Below are 18,938 nucleotides of genomic sequence, written 5' to 3' on the forward strand. Positions count from 1 at the left end.
TTTAATGCTAAATAAACTCTCTTGTCGTATAATAGGCATAGGGAGTTCTCCTCCAGTCTTTTGGTTTAGTTTGTTTACTTACCATTATACAAGACTTGGGGAGGTACTTCCTTTTTTATGCTTCAAAACCATTGGGCTGCAAGGCCTCAGAATTATGAAATTCATTCAATGAAGTCCTTGAATAATTTTAAATGCTGTTTTGGCCATATGCGCTCCAAGCGGAGCGCTTTTCGCTCTGCAAAAAATTGAGAAAAAATATAAAAAGCGGCATCTCATATTTTTGTATGAAATGCCGCTTTTATCTAGTTATTTAGAATTTTGTCCCTGGCTCTTCAGTCTTACTCACAATCACTTGCCTCACAGAATTCTTTTTCAAATTCTAACTCTAACGTGACGTGATCAATTTCATGATCATTGAGCCATTGTCTGACCCGACTTTTTTCTTCGATTAATTCATCCGTCGTTAAATCATCTTTAACTTCTAAATGTAATGATAACATTGTTTTCTCCCCATCCAGTGACCAAAGGTGTAAATGGTGGGTATGAACGTTGAGTTCTTCCTCAAGCGCCTGTTTAAGCTCGCTCTTTGACACACCTGACGGTGTTTTTTGTAAGAAGATCCCGACGATTTCTTTTAAGTTACCGACGACATTATATAAAATATATAACGTTAGACCGAGTGACAGTAGTGGATCGATAATAGGCCAATCAACAAACATTAAGACGATACTCGCAGCTAACACTACGACCCAGCCTAAAATATCTTCCATCAAGTGCCAGGTGACAACTTTTTCGTTCATTGAGCTACCTTTTTTTAGTCTCAACACCGCTAAACCATTCATCACGATACCTAGAATCGATAGCAGCAACATTCCACTTGCTTCAACGGGTTCGGGATTCAATATTCTTGGAATCACATGGTATAAAATAATCGTTGACCCGACAATCAATACCATACTATTGATGAAAGCCGCTAATAAAGAAAAGCGCGCATAACCAAAGGTAAATGTCTCATCTGGTTTTTTTCCTGATACTTTTTCTAAAAACCATGCGATGCCTAGGGATAACGAGTCACCTAAGTCGTGCAGAGCGTCGGCTAAAATGGCCATACTATTTGTCATTAAGCCCCCGATAATTTCAATGATGGTAAAACTGAGATTGAGGAAAAATGCGATTTTAATATTACCTGTCTCGTGACCATGATCGTGATGGTGGTGATGTCCCATAATGCTTCTTCCTTTCTTTTCATAACGTTTTAACATGCCTACGTATCATTATATTATTTGCTCTGTTTGCTATGTCGATAGAAATAACAGACACTTCATTAAAATAAAGATAATTGAGATGGCAAGAGCCTTCTTCTTTAATGTTTAATAGCCGCTTTAACTCAGCCGCATTATCATTAGCGTCCTTACCTGAATTATTATTAAAGATCACATACACATTTTTCACTTCCGCTTGTTTCGTTAAGATCAGATCTTTAAATGCTGTTAATTCCTCGGTGTTGTAGCGATACAAATACCTCACCTCGCGCCAATTCGTCTCTCTGTCCTTAGGTCGATACCAGCCGGCTCTATTTCTACCGTGAAGCCGGATAAACAACGTCTCATTGACAACATCTGAAACAAACGGAACTGAGCCGTCACCGATTTGCGGTTCATCCGCCGCCGTATGAATAAAAGCTAACTCCCTTAACAGCTGTAGCATCTCTCTCTTTACTTTTTCGTCATACCACGTCCGGTTACGAAACTCAATCGCTACTGGGATCTCTTTCATCTCTTGACGCACATACTTCAAATAGAGAAGATGATCTTTCCGGTAATCAAACCATGGCGGAAATTGAAACAACACAAAGGCTAACTTTTTATGTTCAATATATGGCGAAAGCGCCTCTCGAAACGCTTGAAACATCTCACTTTTTGATGCGTAACGCTCATCGTCTTTCACATGCCCTGTCATGCCGCGATACGCTTTTACGATAAACTTAAAATTTTCCGGTGTCGTCTTGACCCATTTTTCTACTTGTGTCAGACGCGGAATCGCATAATAGGTGCTATCTATTTCAACGAGTAAATAATGGCTCGCATAATCAGCAAGGCGTTCGCTCGGTTTTGTTTCTGGTAAATAAAGCTGTGGATGATCACCAAAGCTTGATAGGCCAATATGTATCATACTTCTCACCTTCTTACTGATGACTTTACCATTCAAACAATCGTTTGATTAATTACATTCTAATACACATTTGAATGTTCGTCAATCTTATTCTTTTCCCTTATCTTTTCCCATCAAAAAGCACGCAAAAACCTGTACCGGTCTTTACGCGCTTTTTTATAAAGTATTCATCCATCTCTTTCTATTTATAGTCTTGACTATTTTAGATTTTGACATAGCGCCTATTTTCTCGTGAGCTTAAATGAAGCAAAATCAAACTGTGAACCAGGAAGAAAAATAAAGGTCACGGATTGTTTGCCATATACAGACTCAAGTTCAAACACTTTTTCAGTTAGCGTGTCTGTCTCAGTAAATTCAATAAGCTGATTCATTTCCACTTCACCGTCAGAAAAACGCACATGAACGGTATTTTTATCAATCGGCGAGTGACCGTTGATGACTAACCTGTTCGCACCCGCTTCGCCAAAATCAAAGTCGTTGAATGTAAGTGAGACATTATTGCCAATCTGACTGATTTTATCTTCTTCTAGCGTATAATGATCACCATAAAGTGTATCAACCGTTGTCACGTCAACGGTTCGATTGGCTCGGTTAAATGGCTCAAATTGAAAACCTTTGACATGCATTTTATTAGCTGTTTCAATATACAACGATTGAATATTCGTCAGGCGTTTATTTAAACGATATGTTTCTGATTGATAGACATTCCAGATGGACGGTTTTTGATACGTATCATCGAGTAATAACGTTGCCCCTTCATCTGGATGACAATCCCAAATCTTTAACGTATAGACATCATCATTTAAAGTAAAAATCGGTAACGTTACTGTATCAGCGCCACGATCTTTAAAATCCAAATCATGAAAACCAACGAGACATCTCTCATCATTGCTTGTCGCAAATCCTCGATCATTCCCACCTCCCACATCCCCTGTTGCGTCGTCATATAAACTGCCGGCAATAAATTGATACGGATCTTTATAAAATTGACCAAGGCCTGTTGCAGTAAAATCCAACTCTGAAATAAGACGCACAGCATTTGTATGATCTTTACTCATCGCCCGTAGCCTAAAGTTTCCGTCTCCTTTAGCGGTAACCCTCACACCTTGTGGCGTTTCTTCAACAGCGCCGCGGGTCGTTTCTGCTCCTTCATCGGTCACAATTTTATAAGCGATAGCTTTATCTGTCGCGTACTCTGGCGACAATGTGACAGACACATCAACCGATGGTTGTGCATGCGTCAACTGATGGATACCGTGACTATCGAGCGTGATCTTTCTGACCGTCACTTCATCTCTTTTTCCCGTCACAATCATCTGATCACTATTTTCTGCCACAACACCAATTGTTTGATCCCGTGGACACATAACGTCAATCGTTTCTGTCGCTTTAGTTAAACCAATGGATGAGACGTTAATCATGACTTTTCCACGCGTCTGTTTTGGTTGTATGATTGCCATTAACTTTCCACTAAAGAGACGCTTCGACTTTCCTTTATAGGTATCATAGTCGGTACTGTCACCATTATCTAGCCCAACCAGTCGGCCAGCACCTGAGACATCAACATAGATACGATTTGTCGCGTTCTTCACTTCACGCCCGAACTCATCAAGCGCTTTAATCGTCACAAATACAAGATCTTCGCTATGGGTGAGAGTCTGTTTATTTGTCTCAATCACAAGCAAAACCGGGTCGTTAAAACTCTGTTGATTATCCGTCGCGATGACGTGACCTGTTTCATCATAAGCCACCGCTTTTAATTCACCGGGTTCATAACGCACCTGATAGGTCGGTACAAGCACTGTCCCATGTTGGTGATCAATGGCTTTTTGACCGAGTGATTCACCGTTTATAAACAGTTCTACTCGCGGTGCATTCGACGCTACCCGCACATCAATCAGTTGACCGGGATTAAAATCCCAATAAGGAAAAATATGAACTATCGGATTGGTTTTTACATCCATCCATCCGGCTTGATAAATGTAATAACTATCTTTCTTAAAGGTAGCTGTATCGAGTTGGCCAAAATACGCATTCTTCGTATGATACGGGGTTGGTTCTCCAATGTAATCAAACCCGGTCCAAAGAAACTGGCCAACGGAATACGGTGTGTCTCGTTCAGCGATGATACACGCTTCAGGAGATTTCGCCCCCCAACTTGTCGTACTATTTCCTAAAGCGGAACACTGTTGATCATCATCAGATAAAATATTGGTATCATACGGAAAATGATAAATGCCCCGGCTTTGCACGACAGACGCTGTTTCACTCCCGTAAATAATCCAATCGGGATACTTTTTATGGTGTTGATCGTAATATTTTTCTGCATAATTATAGCCAGCCACTTTCACCACATCTGCACAGGCCTTTGCATGTTCCCACGGCATATAATTAGACCCAATTGTCACACGGGCATTGCCTTTTGGGTCATATGTTTCCACTAAAGCTCTTAACATTTCCGTAAGCTCTACCCCGCGGTTTGACGCATGCGTATCATATATTTCATTCCCAATACTCCACATCACGACCGATGGGTGATTCCGGTCGCGCTTAATCCAGCTAGCGACATCACGATGAACCCAGTCGTTAAAGAATCGGCCATAGTCATAAGGTGTTTTTGTCCGCTCCCACATATCAAAGGCTTCTGATACAACGTAAAAACCCATCTCATCACATAAGTCCATCAGGCCTTTTGCCGGCATATTGTGTGCTGTTCTAATACCGTTAACGCCCATGTCTTTCAATAACTCAAGACGGTAACGCATCGCTTCTTTATTAAAGGCCGCACCTAAAGCCCCGAGGTCATGGTGTTCACACGTGCCGTTAATTTTTACTTGTTGACCATTTACTATAAACCCGCGATTCGGCTCTAATTGAAACGTTCTAAAACCGATGCGCTCACGGTAACGCTCCAGTACAACTTGTTGATCTGTCAACAATTCCGTGGTTAGGGTGTATAGCGCTGGATCACGATGCGACCATTCTTTTGGTGAGAGAACCGTAAGCGTTTGGGATGTTGTCCCTGTTGATTGGTCTGTCGCTTCAATAACGGACGCTTCACCATGCCCGGTTAATGTACATCTGACGGTAACAGGATGCGTGGTTTCAATCGTCGTATCAATCGTCAATTGATAATCGTTACCGTTTTTTTCTGTCGTGACATAAGTACCATCCGTTTCAATAAAGGCTGTCCCTCTCACTTTTAAATAAACATCCCGGTATATCCCAGCACCAGAATACCAGCGACTATTAGGCGCTTGATGCGTCACCTTTAATAGCAGGTTATTATCTCCTTCAACTAAAAAGTCCGTCATGTCAAACTCAAAACTTGAGTAACCGTATTTCCATTCCCCTACTAACTTGTCATTAACATAGAGCATACTGTCCATATAGACGCCTTCAAAATACAACGCGTAACTTTTCGATAAGTCCGTGATGGTCAGTGTCTTCTGATACCAACCGATACTATCTTCATATAAGGCTTGACTGTTATAAATCAACCAATCGTGCGGAATGTCTACTGGTTTGAAATGTTCTTGTGTAACTGTTGTGGTATGTAGTGGTGTTTTTTGAAACGACCAATCGTGATTAAATAATAATGTCTGGTTCATTTTATTGTTTATCCTTTCTCTCAATGTTTTATTGTCATACATCATCACTCTAACTTTATCAGAAAGCGCTCACATGAAAAACCAGATAAAGTAGTGTAAAAACACCCTGTTTTAATGACGTTAAAAACGCAACAAGACCATTGTCTCGTTGCGCACAGTGACTCACTCTGGCTGTTGTTGGATTAACTGCGGTGGATGGTGTGGCGGTGCATAAAGGGTATAGAGTTTAAGCGGGGTATTATTTAAGTTCTTAATGTAATGGGCATAGCCTTTTGGGATCAGTAAGACGTCATCTTCTTCTAGCATCCATTGTTGATTTAACTGTTGCTCATTTGGTCCAACGATAGCCCAAGCCCGGCCCTGTTCTACTCGAATAAATTGGTCTTCTGCCTCATGTCGTTCTACCGGAATATCACCCATAGGTGGGATGCTCATGACGACGAGCTGTAACTCATCCCCTGTCCAGATGACTCGCCGATAAGCATTGTTTTGCTTAGTGAGCGTTTCAATATTCGTCACATAAGGGACAGCATTTTGGCGCGGGAAGCGATTAAACGGATACATATAAAACCTCCTCTTTTTCTCTTGCTACCTCTAACGTATGCGCCAATAAGGTAAGCCGTGCCTAACTTAAAGCGAAAAAACAGACAGATCACTATAACAGCTGATCTGTCTAAAGAAACGTGTATTATTTAAGATGATCAACGGCTGCCCGTTCAATCGGTAAACCTTGTTTATATCGCGTCATAAACTGTTCAAACCCTAAAACATCGTCTTGGTTTGGATGAATCGTGTCCGCTTCCGCTTGATTAAAGACATGGACATTGAGGAAGTGATCCAATGTTTGCCCTTCTTCTTTTTGAAGCATAAAGGAGGCAAGTACCGCAATCCCCCAAGCTCCACCTTCACCAGCTGTTTCCATTACGGAGACGGGTGTATTTAAAGCTGCGGCCATCATCGATTGGCCCACGCCCTTTGTTTTAAATAAGCCACCATGACCAAGCATCTCATCAAGCGCGACGTGTTCTTCTTTTAGTAAGAGATCCATACCAATCTTCATCGCTCCAAGCATGAATAGAGGTGGGTACGCATAAAGTTACTTAAGTTAAACTTCGCATCGGTACCACGGACAAAGAGAGGGCGCCCTTCTTCGAAGTGTGTCATATGTTCACCCGATAGGTAGCCGTAACTGAGTAGACCGCCACCATCTTTATCACCTGAAAGTGCTGCTTCATATAGCGTTTGATATAACGTATCCATATCAACAGCCATCCCCATTGTCTCTTGGAATTCTTTAAACAAGTTCACCCAAGCGTTTAAGTCAGACGTACAGTTATTTGAGTGCGCCATCGCCACGAGATTTCCAGTTGGTGTGGTGACTAAATCAATTTCCGTATAGACTTTTGATAATTCTTTTTCTAACACCACCATCGCAAACACAGACGTACCTGCTGAGACGTTACCTGTTCTCACCTTGACACTGTTTGTCGCCACCATGCCCGTACCCGCATCACCTTCTGGTGGACAAAGTAATGAGCCGCTTGTTAAGTCACCCGATGGATCAAGTAATAAACAACCCGCTTCCGTTAACGCCCCTGCTGATTCACCTGCCACTTTTACTTCAGGTAAAATCGCGCGTAAATCGATCACTACACCTCTATTGCTCGCAAGCTTTTCAAATGTATCCACCATTTTTTGTTGGTATGACTTTGTTTCTAAATCGATTGGGAAAACACCTGACGCCTCACCAACACCTAAAATCTTTTCACCGGTTAACTTCTCGTGCACATAACCCGCTAACGTCGTTAACGTATGAATATCTTTCACGTGTGATTCCCCGTTTAAGATTGCTTGATATAAATGCGCAATCGTCCAGCGCTGTGGAATTTGATAGTTAAACGCTTCCGTTAACGCACTGGCTGCTTCTTCTTGACGATTATTTCGCCACGTCCGAAACGGTACTAACCAGTTACCTTCTTTATCTAGCGCAATATAGCCGTGCATCATGGCACTGAATCCTAACGCACCAATTTTTTTAAGCGTGACACCATACTGATTTTGAACATCTTCTTTCAACTTCAGATACGCTTGTTTAAGCCCTTCCCAAATCGATTGTTCACTATATGTCCAGTAACCCTCTACCAATTGATTTTCCCAATCGAATGCACCACTGGCAATCGGCTGGTTATTCTCCGCAATGAGTACCGCTTTAATACGCGTAGATCCGAGCTCAATCCCTAAGACTGTTTGGCCTTGTTCAATCATTTGTTTCATATCATACATCATAAACCCTCCATTGACTTAATCATTTTAGACTTAAAAGATAACGTTTACATAAATACACCTATTCTTATAAGTTGACCTTATGATTCTCTTATTAAATCATACCATGATTAACTTGTAAGTCCAAGTTAAAATTATAAAAGACATATACTTTTTAAAATTAATTGCTTATAAAATAAGGATTTATCATTAAGTTATTGTTAAAATAAAATTAAAATAATCAATAAATTAAAAGGTACGTACAAAAATTAATAAAATTAAAAGCCCCATATTTTAAATACAACTTTTACTCCATCAAAAAAAAGAGAGGCAGACCTCTCTTTATGATGCAATCAACAATTGATTGACCGCTTGATAAATTCTATGGGCAATATAGGGGTTATTCATCGTATAAAGGTGAATACCATCTGCCCCTTGAGTAATCAAATCAACAATCTGATCAATCGCATAAGCAATCCCCGCATCACGCATCGCTTCTGGATGATATTCATAACGCTCCATCATTTTCAGGAATTTTTTCGGTACGTTAACCCCACACATTTTAACCATTTTTTCGATTTGGCGTTTATTCACAACTGGCATAATGCCCGCTTGAATCGGCACATCGATCCCAATCAGTTCGGTGCGTTCCTTGAAGGTGTAGAAGTAATCATTATCAAAAAACAATTGCGAAATCAGTTGATCACAGCCGCTGTCGACTTTTTCTTTTAAATGCCGAACATCATCAAGTATAGACACAGATTCAATATGGCCTTCTGGATAACAGGCGCCAATGATGTTAAAGTCACCTTCCGATTTAATATATTCGATGAGATCACTCGCATAATGAAAATCTTTTTTCTCTTTGTGCTCTGTGATGTCATCTCCACGTAAAGCAAGAATATTATCAATCCCTAATTGTTTAAAACGGGTGAGCAAGGCTTGCACGTCTCTTTTTGTGAATTGACTAGAAGGTAAGTGCGCCACACTTTCCACGCCATACGTGTGTTTTACCGTTGAGGCAATATCTAACGTGCGCTGGTTATTCTTTGTGCCAAGGGCGCCGAAGGTGACACTAATAAAGTCCGGCGCCAGTTCTTTTAAGGCATTGACCGTTTGATAAATAGCCGCTAAATTTTCCGTCTGTTTAGGTGGAAAAATTTCAAAAGATAACACCTTTTTATGCTGAAATAGCTCAGACGTTTTCATAAACAATCTCCTCTTTTACCGTCCGAGTGGCAGATACTAAATGTTTGAGGCTTTGATCGACTTCTGCTTCTTTCCGCGTTTTCAAACCACAATCTGGATTGATCCAAACATTTTCAATCGGTAAAACAGACAGAATGTATTCGATGGTCGTTTTTAGCTCAGGTACTGATGGGATACGTGGTGAGTGGATATCATACACACCTGGTCCGACTGCCATCTTAAAATCAACGGCTTTAAGGGTTTGAAGTAGCTCTAAGTTCGAACGCGAGGACTCAAAGGTGATGACATCCGCATCCATCGCATCTATATCGTGAATAATATCGGTGAACGCACTATAGCACATATGGGTATGGATTTGTGTCTCCGGTTTGACTTTCGCATGGGTCAATCTAAAGAGCGGAATGGCCCAGTCTAAGTACTTCGCATGCCAATCGGTTTGTCTTAGCGGTAATTTTTCACGTAACGCCGCTTCATCGATTTGAATAATACCGATACCGGCTTCTTCTAAATCTAATACTTCCTCACGAATAGCTAAGGCGATTTGAGCGACTGTCGCTTTAACCGGTAAGTCCTCACGCGGGAACGACCAATTCAAAATCGTGATTGGCCCTGTCAACATCCCTTTAACGGACGATGCGTAAGGCTTTGAGCATACGTCGCATAATCAACAGTCATCGGCGCACGTCTTGACACATCGCCCCATACAATCGGTGGTTTCACACAACGCGTGCCGTAAGACTGTACCCACGCATGTGAAGTGAAAATAAAGCCATTTAGTTGCTCCCCAAAATACTCGACCATATCATTGCGTTCATATTCTCCGTGCACCAACACATCGAGTCCTAGCGCTTCTTGCCATTTGATACACGCCTTTACTTTATCTTTATTAAAACGGTGATAGGCGTCGGCTGTTTTTTCTCCTGCCTTAAAGGCACGTCGATTGTCTTTCACATCAGCCGTTTGCGGAAACGACCCGATTGTCGTTGTTGGGAGAAGGGGTAACTTTAGCCGTTCTTGTTGGCGTTTCTTTCGCTCATGCAGTGACGGCGAGCGCTCAAAGTCTCGATCCGTTAAACGCGCCACGCGTTCTCTTACATGTTGGTCGACTTCTGTTCGTGCGTTTTCAAATAATTGTTGATTATTTATAAAATACTCATCAGCGGCAACATCCGTTACGTCTACTAACTGACTTAATTCATGTAATTCCGTCAGCTTTTCTTCCGCAAAACTAAAATGTCGCACATGCTCAGCCGATAAATGTCTCTCGCTTTTCACTGTATACGGCACATGAAGTAGTGACGATGATGACGATAAGACAATCTCACCAACGTGTGGCTTGATTTGGTTAATGATCTCTAGTGATTGCTTATAATTGTTGCGCCAAATATTCTTCCCGTTGACAAGGCCTAGAAAGAGCACTTTTGATTGATCGAAACCATACGTTTTAATGAGTTCAATGTTGTAGACACCTTCAATCACGTCAAGACCGATTGCATCAAACGGTAAAGATTGCAGTGTTTGATACACATCTCGTACATCACCGAAGTACGTTTGAAGCAGGACGTTGACGTGTTGTTTATGACGTGAAATTTCTTCATATAATCGAGTAAACAGCTTTTGGTCTTCTTCTGTTAAATCATAAACCAATGCGGGTTCATCGATTTGAATCCATTCTGTTCCTAGTGTATCAAATTGATGCAGAAGTTGTTGATAAGCTTTTATCAGCGGTTGAACAAATGCGTCTTTGTTCAAACCTTCCTGATAACTCGCCAGCTGTAAGAAAGTAAACGGGCCAATGAGGACGGGTTTTGTTTCAATCCCGAGTGTTTTTGCTTCTTTGTATTCATCGAATGGTTTAGTGCCGACGAGTTTTATCTGTTCAGGGTCTGATAACTCAGGAACAAGATAATGGTAGTTCGTGTTAAACCATTTTTTCATCGGTAAGGCATGGACATCCTTATCCCCTTGTTGATAACCTCTTGCCATCGCAAACATGACATCAAGCGGTGATAAGTTCAGTGCACGATAACGTTTTGGAATTGCATTTAACAGGACCGCAGTATCAAGGACTTGGTCGTAAAAAGAAAAGTCATTTGACGGGATATAATCGACCTTTGCATCTCGCTCTTTTTCCCAATGTTTTTGTCGTAAGTCCTTTCCTACTTGTTTTAATTCCTCCGCTGTTTTCTCTTTTCTAAAATAAGCCTCGGTCTGAAATTTCAACTCACGGTTTGTACCGATACGCGGGTAACCAATAATCGCACTTTTCATATTAAAATGCCTCCTCTAATTAAGTTAACGTTACTATAGCACGCCCAGACGCTTGGTAAGTAATGGTTATTTCTGATAGTATGTTATAGCGTGACCCTATAACACAATCAACCTAAATCAAATCGGTCATTTTCTTAGCTTTTTCTTATTTAATCGCTTACAATAATGAGAAGCATTGAAACTATCATACAACCAAAGGAGTCACTTATGTACACATTATTACTCGTCATTATTTACATAGCGTTTATTAGCCTGGGTCTCCCCGATTCACTACTTGGTTCAGCTTGGCCCGTGATGCATCGATCACTGGATGTGCCCATTTCTTATGCCGGCATGATTACGGTTGTCATTTCCATCGGAACGATTGTATCTAGTTTACTCTCAGATCGCTTAACAAAAAAATTCGGTACCGGTCTAGTGACGCTTGTGAGTGTGATGTTAACGGCCATCGCCTTATTTGGTTTTAGCTTTAGTCAGTCATTCATCATGTTGCTCGTCTTTTCTATTCCGTATGGGATTGGTGCCGGGGCCGTTGATGCTGCGCTTAATAACTATGTCGCGCTCCACTATGCCTCACGACATATGAACTGGCTTCATAGCTTTTGGGGTGTGGGGGCGTCGGTTAGTCCATATATTATGAGTTATTTTTTAACTGGCGGGCGAGCGTATACCGAAGGGTATTTCTTCGTCTCCTTGCTACAAATCGGTTTAACTTTTATTTTATTTATGAGTTTACCGTTATGGAAACAATCAAGACGCGTATCAGCAGCTGATGAGCATTACGAACCCATCGCCCTTAAAGACACGTTAAAGATCAAAGGGGTCAAGTTTGTCCTCATCACCTTTTTCGGTTACTGCGCGATTGAAAGTACCGCTGGACTTTGGGCGAGTAGTTACTTGGTTGAACACCGCGGGGTACCAGCAAATATCGCCGCTCAGTTTGCGTCTTACTTTTTTATCGGTATTACAGCAGGCCGGTTCCTGGCGGGGTTCATCTCTGATGTTGTCGGCGATAAGCGGATGATTCGTTACGGGTCCTTGATTATTCTCTTAGGTATTAGCCTATTTATGTTTGAGTACCGTTCACATTCGATGTATATGATCAGTTTAATCATTATTGGTCTCGGGTGCGCGCCGATTTATCCAGCGATTATTCATTCAACACCGGTCAACTTCCCTAAGCGCTATTCGCAAAGTATTATCGGGATTCAGATGGCCAGTGCTTATCTCGGGACAACGGTTATGCCACCGCTCTTTGGGTTCATCGTGAGTGTGTCTACTATCGGCCTCTTCCCCGTCTACTTACTTGTCTTAACTGGGTTTATGCTGTTTTTCTCTGAAAAACTCAACCAGACACTAAAGCTAACAGCTTAATACGTTAACGACCATCGTACGTTTAACGCTGATTGCTAAGTGGAACATGTATACTGACAGACAAAAAGGAGGAACGGTCCACATGACAGACATTCATGTTTTGTTTCTAAACGCTTCGTTAAAAGATAGTTCAGAACCGTCGCACACACAAGGATTATATGAAAGAGCACGGAAGCTTTATGAACAAGAAGGGGCACAGACTGAAAGTGTGCGCCTAGCCGATTACGACATTCGTCACGGTGTCACAGGCGACGAAGGAGACGGTGATGAGTGGCCACAGCTATTAGAGAAAGTTATACAAGCTGATATAGTCTTAATCGGTACCCCGCTTTGGCTCGGCGAAAAAAGTAGTCTCGCCACCCAAGCCATTGAACGGTTATATGGTACGAGCGGTGATACAAACGACAAAGGGCAAGCAATTTATTACAACAAAGTAGGAGGCGTTGTGATTACTGGGAATGAGGACGGCGCAAAACATGCCGCCGCTTCGATTCTTTATGGTTTGAGTCATATCGGTTTTGTCATTCCACCAAACGTCGATGCCTACTGGGTCGGAGAGGCAGGACCAGGGCCATCTTATATGGATGGTAAGGCAAGTGAGAATGCCTTTACGAATAAGCATATCGAGATGCTTGTTTATAATACCTTGTATTTTGCTAAGCTGTTAAAAGACCACCCGATTCCTGCGAAAGGGAATACGTTGTAAGCTGATCAGTGAACAGCTTACACAAATAAGAGAGGCATTAGTCATTGACCTAACGCCTCTCTTATTTTTTAACATTGTATTTAACCCTTGATGATGATTGGTTTATTTGGTTGTGGCAGTGTAGCCCGCTACTTTGATGCTTTCGATTAACTGATCAGCGGTAACGGCTGATTCGTCGTATTTCACTTTGGCTTCACCTTTTTTTAAGTTTACTTTCACTTTCTCTACACCTGCTTGATCTGTGAGGCTGATTCTACTTTACCTACACAGTGCATACAATTCATACCGGCTACTTCAAAGATTGTTTTAGTCATACTATTTCCCCCCTTAAATTTATTGAAACCCATTTTAAATGGCTAGCTTCTCTCGCCCAATATCCATTGAGTGATACGATCATCACTTGTATTAAATCGTTATCTGTGATGCTGACACTGACACTGGCCTTTTACACAATTACATGGCACCGTATCATAGGCTACCTGCTCTTTTTGAATCAGTTTTTCTTTTAATAAAGCAACATCGTCATGACTCAACATTGCCTCGTCAATCAACACGCCAATCGTTTTACCAATATCTTTACTACAAATGTTGTGGAAAAACTGATCCAGTGTTTCATTGACAAGCGTATCTTCTTTAATATCGGTTGAATAAAGAAATTTCCGTCCGTCTTTCCTTGTTTTCAGCGCGCCTTTTTTAACAAGGCGACCGATTAAAGTTTTAATCGTTGGTTCTTTCCACCCGCGTTTATCTGTTAACACATCGATAATGACGTGAGAAGGCACTTCTGTTTGAGCCCAGACAACGCGCATCACTTCCCACTCCGCATTGGTAATGTCTTTATCCATTTCAATTGTCATTGTATCACCACTTCCGTTTACAAGTGTAATCTTTAATTATAGTGTACAAGCGATTGCTCGTTCTGTCAAGATAAAGACACACTTTATCCCTTGGGGATAAGGGTTATGTTGTTATTCATCTGTTACTCATAAGATTAAAACAGCTTTCCTTGCTAAAAATTGTTATAATGGATAAAAGCTATCAATTAAAACCATCGTTTGAAAGGATGACGCATATGATTAACCGACATACTCACCCTGAAATCTTTCAAGGGCAGTTAAAACATCAGCACTATTTTGAAGGTTGGTATTTTAAGCATACATCGACATCATCAAATCAAAGTATCGCTTTTATTCCGGGTATCAGTTTAAATCCTGATGACAGCCATGCTTTTATTCAGGTGATCCAGTCTCACCCGGTGAGAACATATTATTTCACTTATCCACTTGATACTTTTCATACAACGGATGTTCCTTTTTCCGTGACGATTGGTGATTCTTTCTTTAGCTTAACCGAAACGCGCATTGATATAAATGATGACACCTATCATTTTAAAGGACAATTTCTTTATGACACTATCATACCCATCAACCGATCACTATTGACCCCTAACATTATGGGGTTTTTCAGCTATATCCCAAAGATGGCCTGTAAACACGGGGTCATCAGTATGCATCACCATGTGAACGGGACATTAACTGATGCTGGCGGGCATACCTTAACATTTAAACAGGATCACGGCTATATCGAAAAAGACTGGGGGCATTCGTTCCCTGAAAAATACATTTGGTCGCAAGCCAATCACTTTCCTACAAAACAAGCGAGCTTAATGGTGAGTGTCGCAACGATTCCGTTATTAAAAACGTCTTTTATCGGGCATTTATGTCATCTTCACCTTGATGGGAAGGACTATCGCTTCGCGACTTATAACGGCAGTAAAATTACGCAGCTGAAAATCACCGACCAGCATCTATTCTTAATCTTGACTAAAAACCAATGGCGGCTAGAAATAAATGCCTGGCTTGATGATGCGAAAGAATTAAAAGCACCACTCAATGGTGCCATGACCGACACCATCAAAGAAGGCTTAGGTGGCAAGCTTGACTTTAAACTCTACCACCACAACCAATTAATCCATGCGGATTCAAGTCCATATGCCGGTATAGAAGTTGTTAAAATGGCCAATATTAATGTTGATTAAACACCTAACATATCATCTCTTTTTTAACAAAAAAACCATGTAATTCTTTGACAAATGTTTTTGTTTCCTTCACACTAAATATATGGTATTTTCTTTTGTTTCATATATTCTCTACTACTTTAATTGGGAGGTGTTTTAATGAAAAAGATATTACCTACCATCTTGATTGTATCAGCAATGATTGTGTTGCTATCGCTAATGACCATTACTTATGCTGATATTGAACAAGCATCAAATCAAGCTACCGGCAATTTATCAACTGCTTATTCTCACGTCCCTCTATGCTTTTCTTTTTGGTATGTTAATGGAATATAGGGGACTATCCCGCGTCATTAAAGGCGACATCCGCCTTCAATCAACGTTACTCGTTGTGACAGCAGTATTGATGGTCTTTGTCTTTATCCCTGCGACAAGTTGGATTGCTTGGTTTAGTTTAGATCATCCTTTGTATCTTGAAGTACTGATCATTCCTGAAACACATATGATTTTAGCCGTTTTAGCCGGTACATTATTCGTAAGATCCTTTACCAAAGAATCACGTGCCATCTAGCCTTACAGCAGACTGTACGTAAACATTTATCAACCACAAATACATAAGGAGGTATATAAGTGAAGAAACTTGTTTTCATACTTTCAATTATACTGCTCACCGCTTGTAGCAGTGACCAACCAATGAAACCAACCACACCAACGAATACAGCACATTTAATGAAATTTCACATCGATAGTCAAAATTATGATTATTTCCAGTCGTTGTTCTCAGAAGGACGAGAAGACATCATTTCCGAGGACGCATTTGAAAGCTTTGGTGAGCTGTCGACATCAGGCGCAAATTTTAAAAACTATGAATTACTCACTTTCGATAGTGGTGAAATGCTGTTGATTGAATTTAAGCCTCAACTCGACAATGAGGAAGACTCAAGATTGTGAATGTGATCCGCGTTCCTGATAATATTAAAGAATTGTTTGAAACACAAAATTAATCACTCCATTTAAAACAATCATGCGGTTTAGTGTGATTGTTTTTTCATGTAGAAAAATGTTATTGTTTTTTCGAAAAATACCGTCATTGCTGATTTTCACCCTTATGAAGCACTACTTTTTCCATTTTGGTTGTTCTCTTCCTTTAACTCGTTTTGATATACTCTTAATCATAACGATGAGAGGAGTATATTTATGGAACACTACAAACAGATCCCCGACCATTTAGCGACGAAAACAACCCTTCTGAAAGTCCACCACCGAAAAATCACTGAAAAGACTAAAGTAAGAGGGACCGTAAGCCTCTGTACACCACACGGACGTAAAACTTTTAAATTATATGCGATTGAAGATGCTATTCCGATTAAGAGGCGTCATGTAGAAACCAAGCATTTCCCCCTTACAGATAAAACATTGAGCGAAGCGTTATACATTATAAACAAATCCGCTAAAAAAAGCCGTGATGCAAAAAATCTCGCCTATTTGTTAGGTGATCACCAGACAACACAGAGTCAAAAATCTCGCCAACAGAATTTATATAAACTGAAAGATAGGGCATTAAAAATATTAGCTGATCAGAGAAAACTAACGTATCTCGGCTATCACGAAATGGATGATGATTATTTATATCTTTATCGCTTCGGTGAGTATACCTTCCATATCCCCAAACAAGCAGAAGGAAGTCCCCCCTTACTAAATGATCTATCTGAGCCAATTTCTTCAGAACAAACAAGAAAGACGACTTTGAAATTTAGAGAAGCACAAGCTCTCATCCAAAAGTTTTTAAAGGAAAATGGTGAGAATTCCTGATGCAGTATAAGTAGCTTCACGAAACTTTTTAGTATAATTAAAAGAGGATTCACCCCAGAAGGCGAATCCTCTTTTGATTTTCATTTAGTTAATACATGCTTAAGCTTGACCTTGTTTTACCCAATTAGCTACTGTCACTGTACGTTTAGCCTGATATTTTACTGCTGCTTCAACATCTTCAACCATGTTACCGTCTTGGTCAACCGATACACTTGTACCATACGGGTTACCACCCGCACCAAAGACAACCGGATCAGAGTAACCAGGTGTCACAATAATAGCCCCCCAGTGCATCATCGCTGTATAGAGTGATAACAATGTCGCTTCTTGTCCACCATGAGGGTTTTGAGCTGATGTCATGGCACTTACGACTTTATTGACGGTCTTACCATTCGCCCATAGCCCCCCTTGCATATCAATAAATTGTTTCATTTGTGATGGCATCGTACCAAAGCGTGTTGGTACACTAAAGATAATCGCATCGGCCCATTCAATATCATCACTTGTGGCTGATGGAATATCTTTAATTGACTCAACGGTATTTTTCCAACCTTCATTACCATTAATAACCGATTCTGGCGCTAATTCATCTACTTTAACTAAGCGCACATTAGCACCTGCTTGTTCAGCACCTTCTTTTGCCCATTTTGCTAATTGGACGTTTGTTCCACCCATACTGTAAAAAATTACGGTCACGTTTGTCATAATAATCTCGCTCCTTTTTCTGTTGTTTTTTATTTGTTTCTTAATATGTTATCTACCCATTCCACTTATTTCTAATCATTTTTTCATATATCGTTTGAATTGACTCGATACTTATCGACATACTTGTTTATCGTTACCTTTATTAAGGTCTAACTAATTCGAACATTTCACCTAATTTACTGTATGACTGCCCACCTAAGCGCGCCACCGGTTTTAACCGTTCATCATCAATGACTGATCCATCAAAAATGGCGTCATCTAAATGATAGTGGACCACGCGTACAACGATAAGATCGGCACTCTCATCACCTACAACCGTATGTGTGTCGAGCTCGCACTCCATTCTTATCTGAGCCTCTTTCACCCCGTCTACTTTCACGCGTTGACTCTGCACGCGCGTAAAATCAAAGGTATCTACTTCACTTTCATCTGTAGGTAGTGCGCTGGCGGTCTTATTTATTTCTTCAACATTTGTTTCGTCAACAATATGGATCACACACTCACCCGATTTAATGATGTGACGCGCTGTATCCTTCATTTTTTTATCTTTACGCTGAACAGAGATCATCAAAAGCGGCGGCTCTGCTGATACAATCGTAAAGTAACTAAATGGCGCGCCATTAAGTACTCCTTCTTTAGATTGTGACGTCACGAAAGCAATCGGTCTCGGGGCAACTGCCCGCGTTAATAAATGATAATGTTCCCGCTTTGATAATGTTGAGGCATCTATTTGAACCATCACACCACTCCTTTTATCTCGAATTCAAGATAATTATAACGTAAAGAAAATAGAAAGGCA

The 18,938-nt window shown here is 40.7% G+C and carries 15 protein-coding genes and 2 pseudogenes; 6 read left to right on the plus strand and 11 right to left on the minus strand.

Translation table 11 applies throughout. The features are described from left to right. Window positions 1-338: 338 nt before the first annotated feature. From JCM19043_RS07260 to metE, 7 genes and pseudogenes are all read right to left on the minus strand, one after another. A complete protein-coding gene (locus JCM19043_RS07260) occupies window positions 339-1,262 on the minus strand; it encodes a cation diffusion facilitator family transporter (RefSeq protein WP_231631439.1) in 924 nt (307 codons plus the stop codon). Next, entirely contained in the window at window positions 1,246-2,172 is a 927-nt protein-coding gene (locus JCM19043_RS07265; RefSeq protein WP_082394471.1) for a DUF72 domain-containing protein, read from the minus strand. Before JCM19043_RS07265 ends, JCM19043_RS07260 begins: the two co-directional genes overlap by 17 nt. A gap of 221 nt (window positions 2,173-2,393) precedes the next feature. Further along, on the minus strand, window positions 2,394-5,828 hold the full coding sequence (locus tag JCM19043_RS07270; RefSeq protein WP_369813814.1) for a glycoside hydrolase family 2 TIM barrel-domain containing protein: 3,435 nt from the start codon (window positions 5,826-5,828) through the stop codon (window positions 2,394-2,396). Window positions 5,829-5,945: 117 nt separating this feature from the next. Further along, on the minus strand, window positions 5,946-6,347 hold the full coding sequence (locus JCM19043_RS07275; protein ID WP_062321295.1) for a cupin domain-containing protein: 402 nt from the start codon (window positions 6,345-6,347) through the stop codon (window positions 5,946-5,948). Window positions 6,348-6,471: 124 nt separating this feature from the next. After that, window positions 6,472-8,069: pseudogene (locus JCM19043_RS07280) on the minus strand (xylulokinase). 318 nt (window positions 8,070-8,387) lie between these two features. Continuing rightward, complete coding sequence (gene metF / locus JCM19043_RS07285; protein WP_062321297.1) at window positions 8,388-9,254, minus strand: methylenetetrahydrofolate reductase [NAD(P)H]; 867 nt, start codon at window positions 9,252-9,254, stop codon at window positions 8,388-8,390. Further along, window positions 9,241-11,525, minus strand: a pseudogene (gene metE, locus JCM19043_RS07290) (5-methyltetrahydropteroyltriglutamate--homocysteine S-methyltransferase). Before metE ends, metF begins: the two are co-directional and overlap by 14 nt. Window positions 11,526-11,732: 207 nt before the next feature. Here metE and JCM19043_RS07295 point away from each other — a divergent pair. Further along, complete coding sequence (locus JCM19043_RS07295) at window positions 11,733-12,899, plus strand: sugar MFS transporter (RefSeq protein ID WP_062321299.1); 1,167 nt, start codon at window positions 11,733-11,735, stop codon at window positions 12,897-12,899. 82 nt (window positions 12,900-12,981) lie between these two features. After that, the gene (locus JCM19043_RS07300; RefSeq protein ID WP_062321302.1) at window positions 12,982-13,605 is read left to right on the plus strand and encodes a flavodoxin family protein; all 624 of its coding nucleotides are present in this window, start codon (window positions 12,982-12,984) and stop codon (window positions 13,603-13,605) included. Between the two features lie 102 nt (window positions 13,606-13,707). Here the strand turns inward: JCM19043_RS07300 and JCM19043_RS17465 are convergent, their stop codons facing one another. Both JCM19043_RS17465 and JCM19043_RS07310 read right to left on the minus strand, forming a co-directional pair. Next, the gene (locus tag JCM19043_RS17465; RefSeq protein ID WP_231631442.1) at window positions 13,708-13,824 is read right to left on the minus strand and encodes a hypothetical protein; all 117 of its coding nucleotides are present in this window, start codon (window positions 13,822-13,824) and stop codon (window positions 13,708-13,710) included. A gap of 194 nt (window positions 13,825-14,018) precedes the next feature. After that, window positions 14,019-14,462, minus strand: coding sequence for a CopY/TcrY family copper transport repressor (locus JCM19043_RS07310; protein ID WP_062321304.1), 444 nt, complete (start codon window positions 14,460-14,462; stop codon window positions 14,019-14,021). Window positions 14,463-14,677: 215 nt separating this feature from the next. Here JCM19043_RS07310 and JCM19043_RS07315 point away from each other — a divergent pair, with 215 nt between their 5' ends. The 4 genes from JCM19043_RS07315 (at window position 14,678) to JCM19043_RS07330 (ending at window position 17,434) form a co-directional block, all read left to right on the plus strand. Beyond that, a complete protein-coding gene (locus JCM19043_RS07315) occupies window positions 14,678-15,643 on the plus strand; it encodes a tocopherol cyclase family protein (protein ID WP_062321305.1) in 966 nt (321 codons plus the stop codon). 211 nt (window positions 15,644-15,854) lie between these two features. Next, complete coding sequence (locus tag JCM19043_RS07320; RefSeq protein ID WP_231631443.1) at window positions 15,855-16,193, plus strand: hypothetical protein; 339 nt, start codon at window positions 15,855-15,857, stop codon at window positions 16,191-16,193. 59 nt (window positions 16,194-16,252) lie between these two features. Next, window positions 16,253-16,573 (plus strand): hypothetical protein, encoded by a 321-nt coding sequence (locus JCM19043_RS07325; RefSeq protein WP_062321309.1) that lies wholly within the window; start codon window positions 16,253-16,255, stop codon window positions 16,571-16,573. Between the two features lie 246 nt (window positions 16,574-16,819). Further along, complete coding sequence (locus JCM19043_RS07330; RefSeq protein WP_062321311.1) at window positions 16,820-17,434, plus strand: hypothetical protein; 615 nt, start codon at window positions 16,820-16,822, stop codon at window positions 17,432-17,434. Window positions 17,435-17,533: 99 nt separating this feature from the next. Here JCM19043_RS07330 and wrbA read toward each other — a convergent pair whose 3' ends face one another. Then, window positions 17,534-18,139: an NAD(P)H:quinone oxidoreductase gene (gene wrbA / locus JCM19043_RS07335; RefSeq protein ID WP_062321313.1), complete on the minus strand. Its 606-nt coding sequence runs from the start codon at window positions 18,137-18,139 to the stop codon at window positions 17,534-17,536. A gap of 142 nt (window positions 18,140-18,281) precedes the next feature. Then, entirely contained in the window at window positions 18,282-18,878 is a 597-nt protein-coding gene (locus JCM19043_RS07340; protein WP_062321315.1) for a flavin reductase family protein, read from the minus strand. Window positions 18,879-18,938 lie beyond the last annotated feature (60 nt).

The organism is Halolactibacillus sp. JCM 19043 (assembly GCF_001310395.1).
Classification (GTDB): domain Bacteria; phylum Bacillota; class Bacilli; order Bacillales; family Amphibacillaceae; genus Halolactibacillus; species Halolactibacillus miurensis.

Excerpts from the sequence above, each read along its gene's own strand:
- JCM19043_RS07260 (WP_231631439.1), bottom strand. The coding sequence starts at position 1,262 with ATGTTAAAACGTTATGAAAAGAAAGGAAGAAGCATTATGGGACATCAC.
- JCM19043_RS07265 (WP_082394471.1), bottom strand. The coding sequence starts at position 2,172 with ATGATACATATTGGCCTATCAAGCTTTGGTGATCATCCACAGCTTTAT.
- JCM19043_RS07270 (WP_369813814.1), bottom strand. The coding sequence starts at position 5,828 with ATGATGTATGACAATAAAACATTGAGAGAAAGGATAAACAATAAAATG.
- JCM19043_RS07275 (WP_062321295.1), bottom strand. The coding sequence starts at position 6,347 with ATGTATCCGTTTAATCGCTTCCCGCGCCAAAATGCTGTCCCTTATGTG.
- metF (WP_062321297.1), bottom strand. The coding sequence starts at position 9,254 with ATGAAAACGTCTGAGCTATTTCAGCATAAAAAGGTGTTATCTTTTGAA.
- JCM19043_RS07295 (WP_062321299.1), top strand. The coding sequence starts at position 11,733 with ATGTACACATTATTACTCGTCATTATTTACATAGCGTTTATTAGCCTG.
- JCM19043_RS07300 (WP_062321302.1), top strand. The coding sequence starts at position 12,982 with ATGACAGACATTCATGTTTTGTTTCTAAACGCTTCGTTAAAAGATAGT.
- JCM19043_RS07310 (WP_062321304.1), bottom strand. The coding sequence starts at position 14,462 with ATGACAATTGAAATGGATAAAGACATTACCAATGCGGAGTGGGAAGTG.
- JCM19043_RS07315 (WP_062321305.1), top strand. The coding sequence starts at position 14,678 with ATGATTAACCGACATACTCACCCTGAAATCTTTCAAGGGCAGTTAAAA.
- JCM19043_RS07320 (WP_231631443.1), top strand. The coding sequence starts at position 15,855 with ATGCTGATATTGAACAAGCATCAAATCAAGCTACCGGCAATTTATCAA.
- JCM19043_RS07330 (WP_062321311.1), top strand. The coding sequence starts at position 16,820 with ATGGAACACTACAAACAGATCCCCGACCATTTAGCGACGAAAACAACC.
- wrbA (WP_062321313.1), bottom strand. The coding sequence starts at position 18,139 with ATGACAAACGTGACCGTAATTTTTTACAGTATGGGTGGAACAAACGTC.
- JCM19043_RS07340 (WP_062321315.1), bottom strand. The coding sequence starts at position 18,878 with ATGGTTCAAATAGATGCCTCAACATTATCAAAGCGGGAACATTATCAT.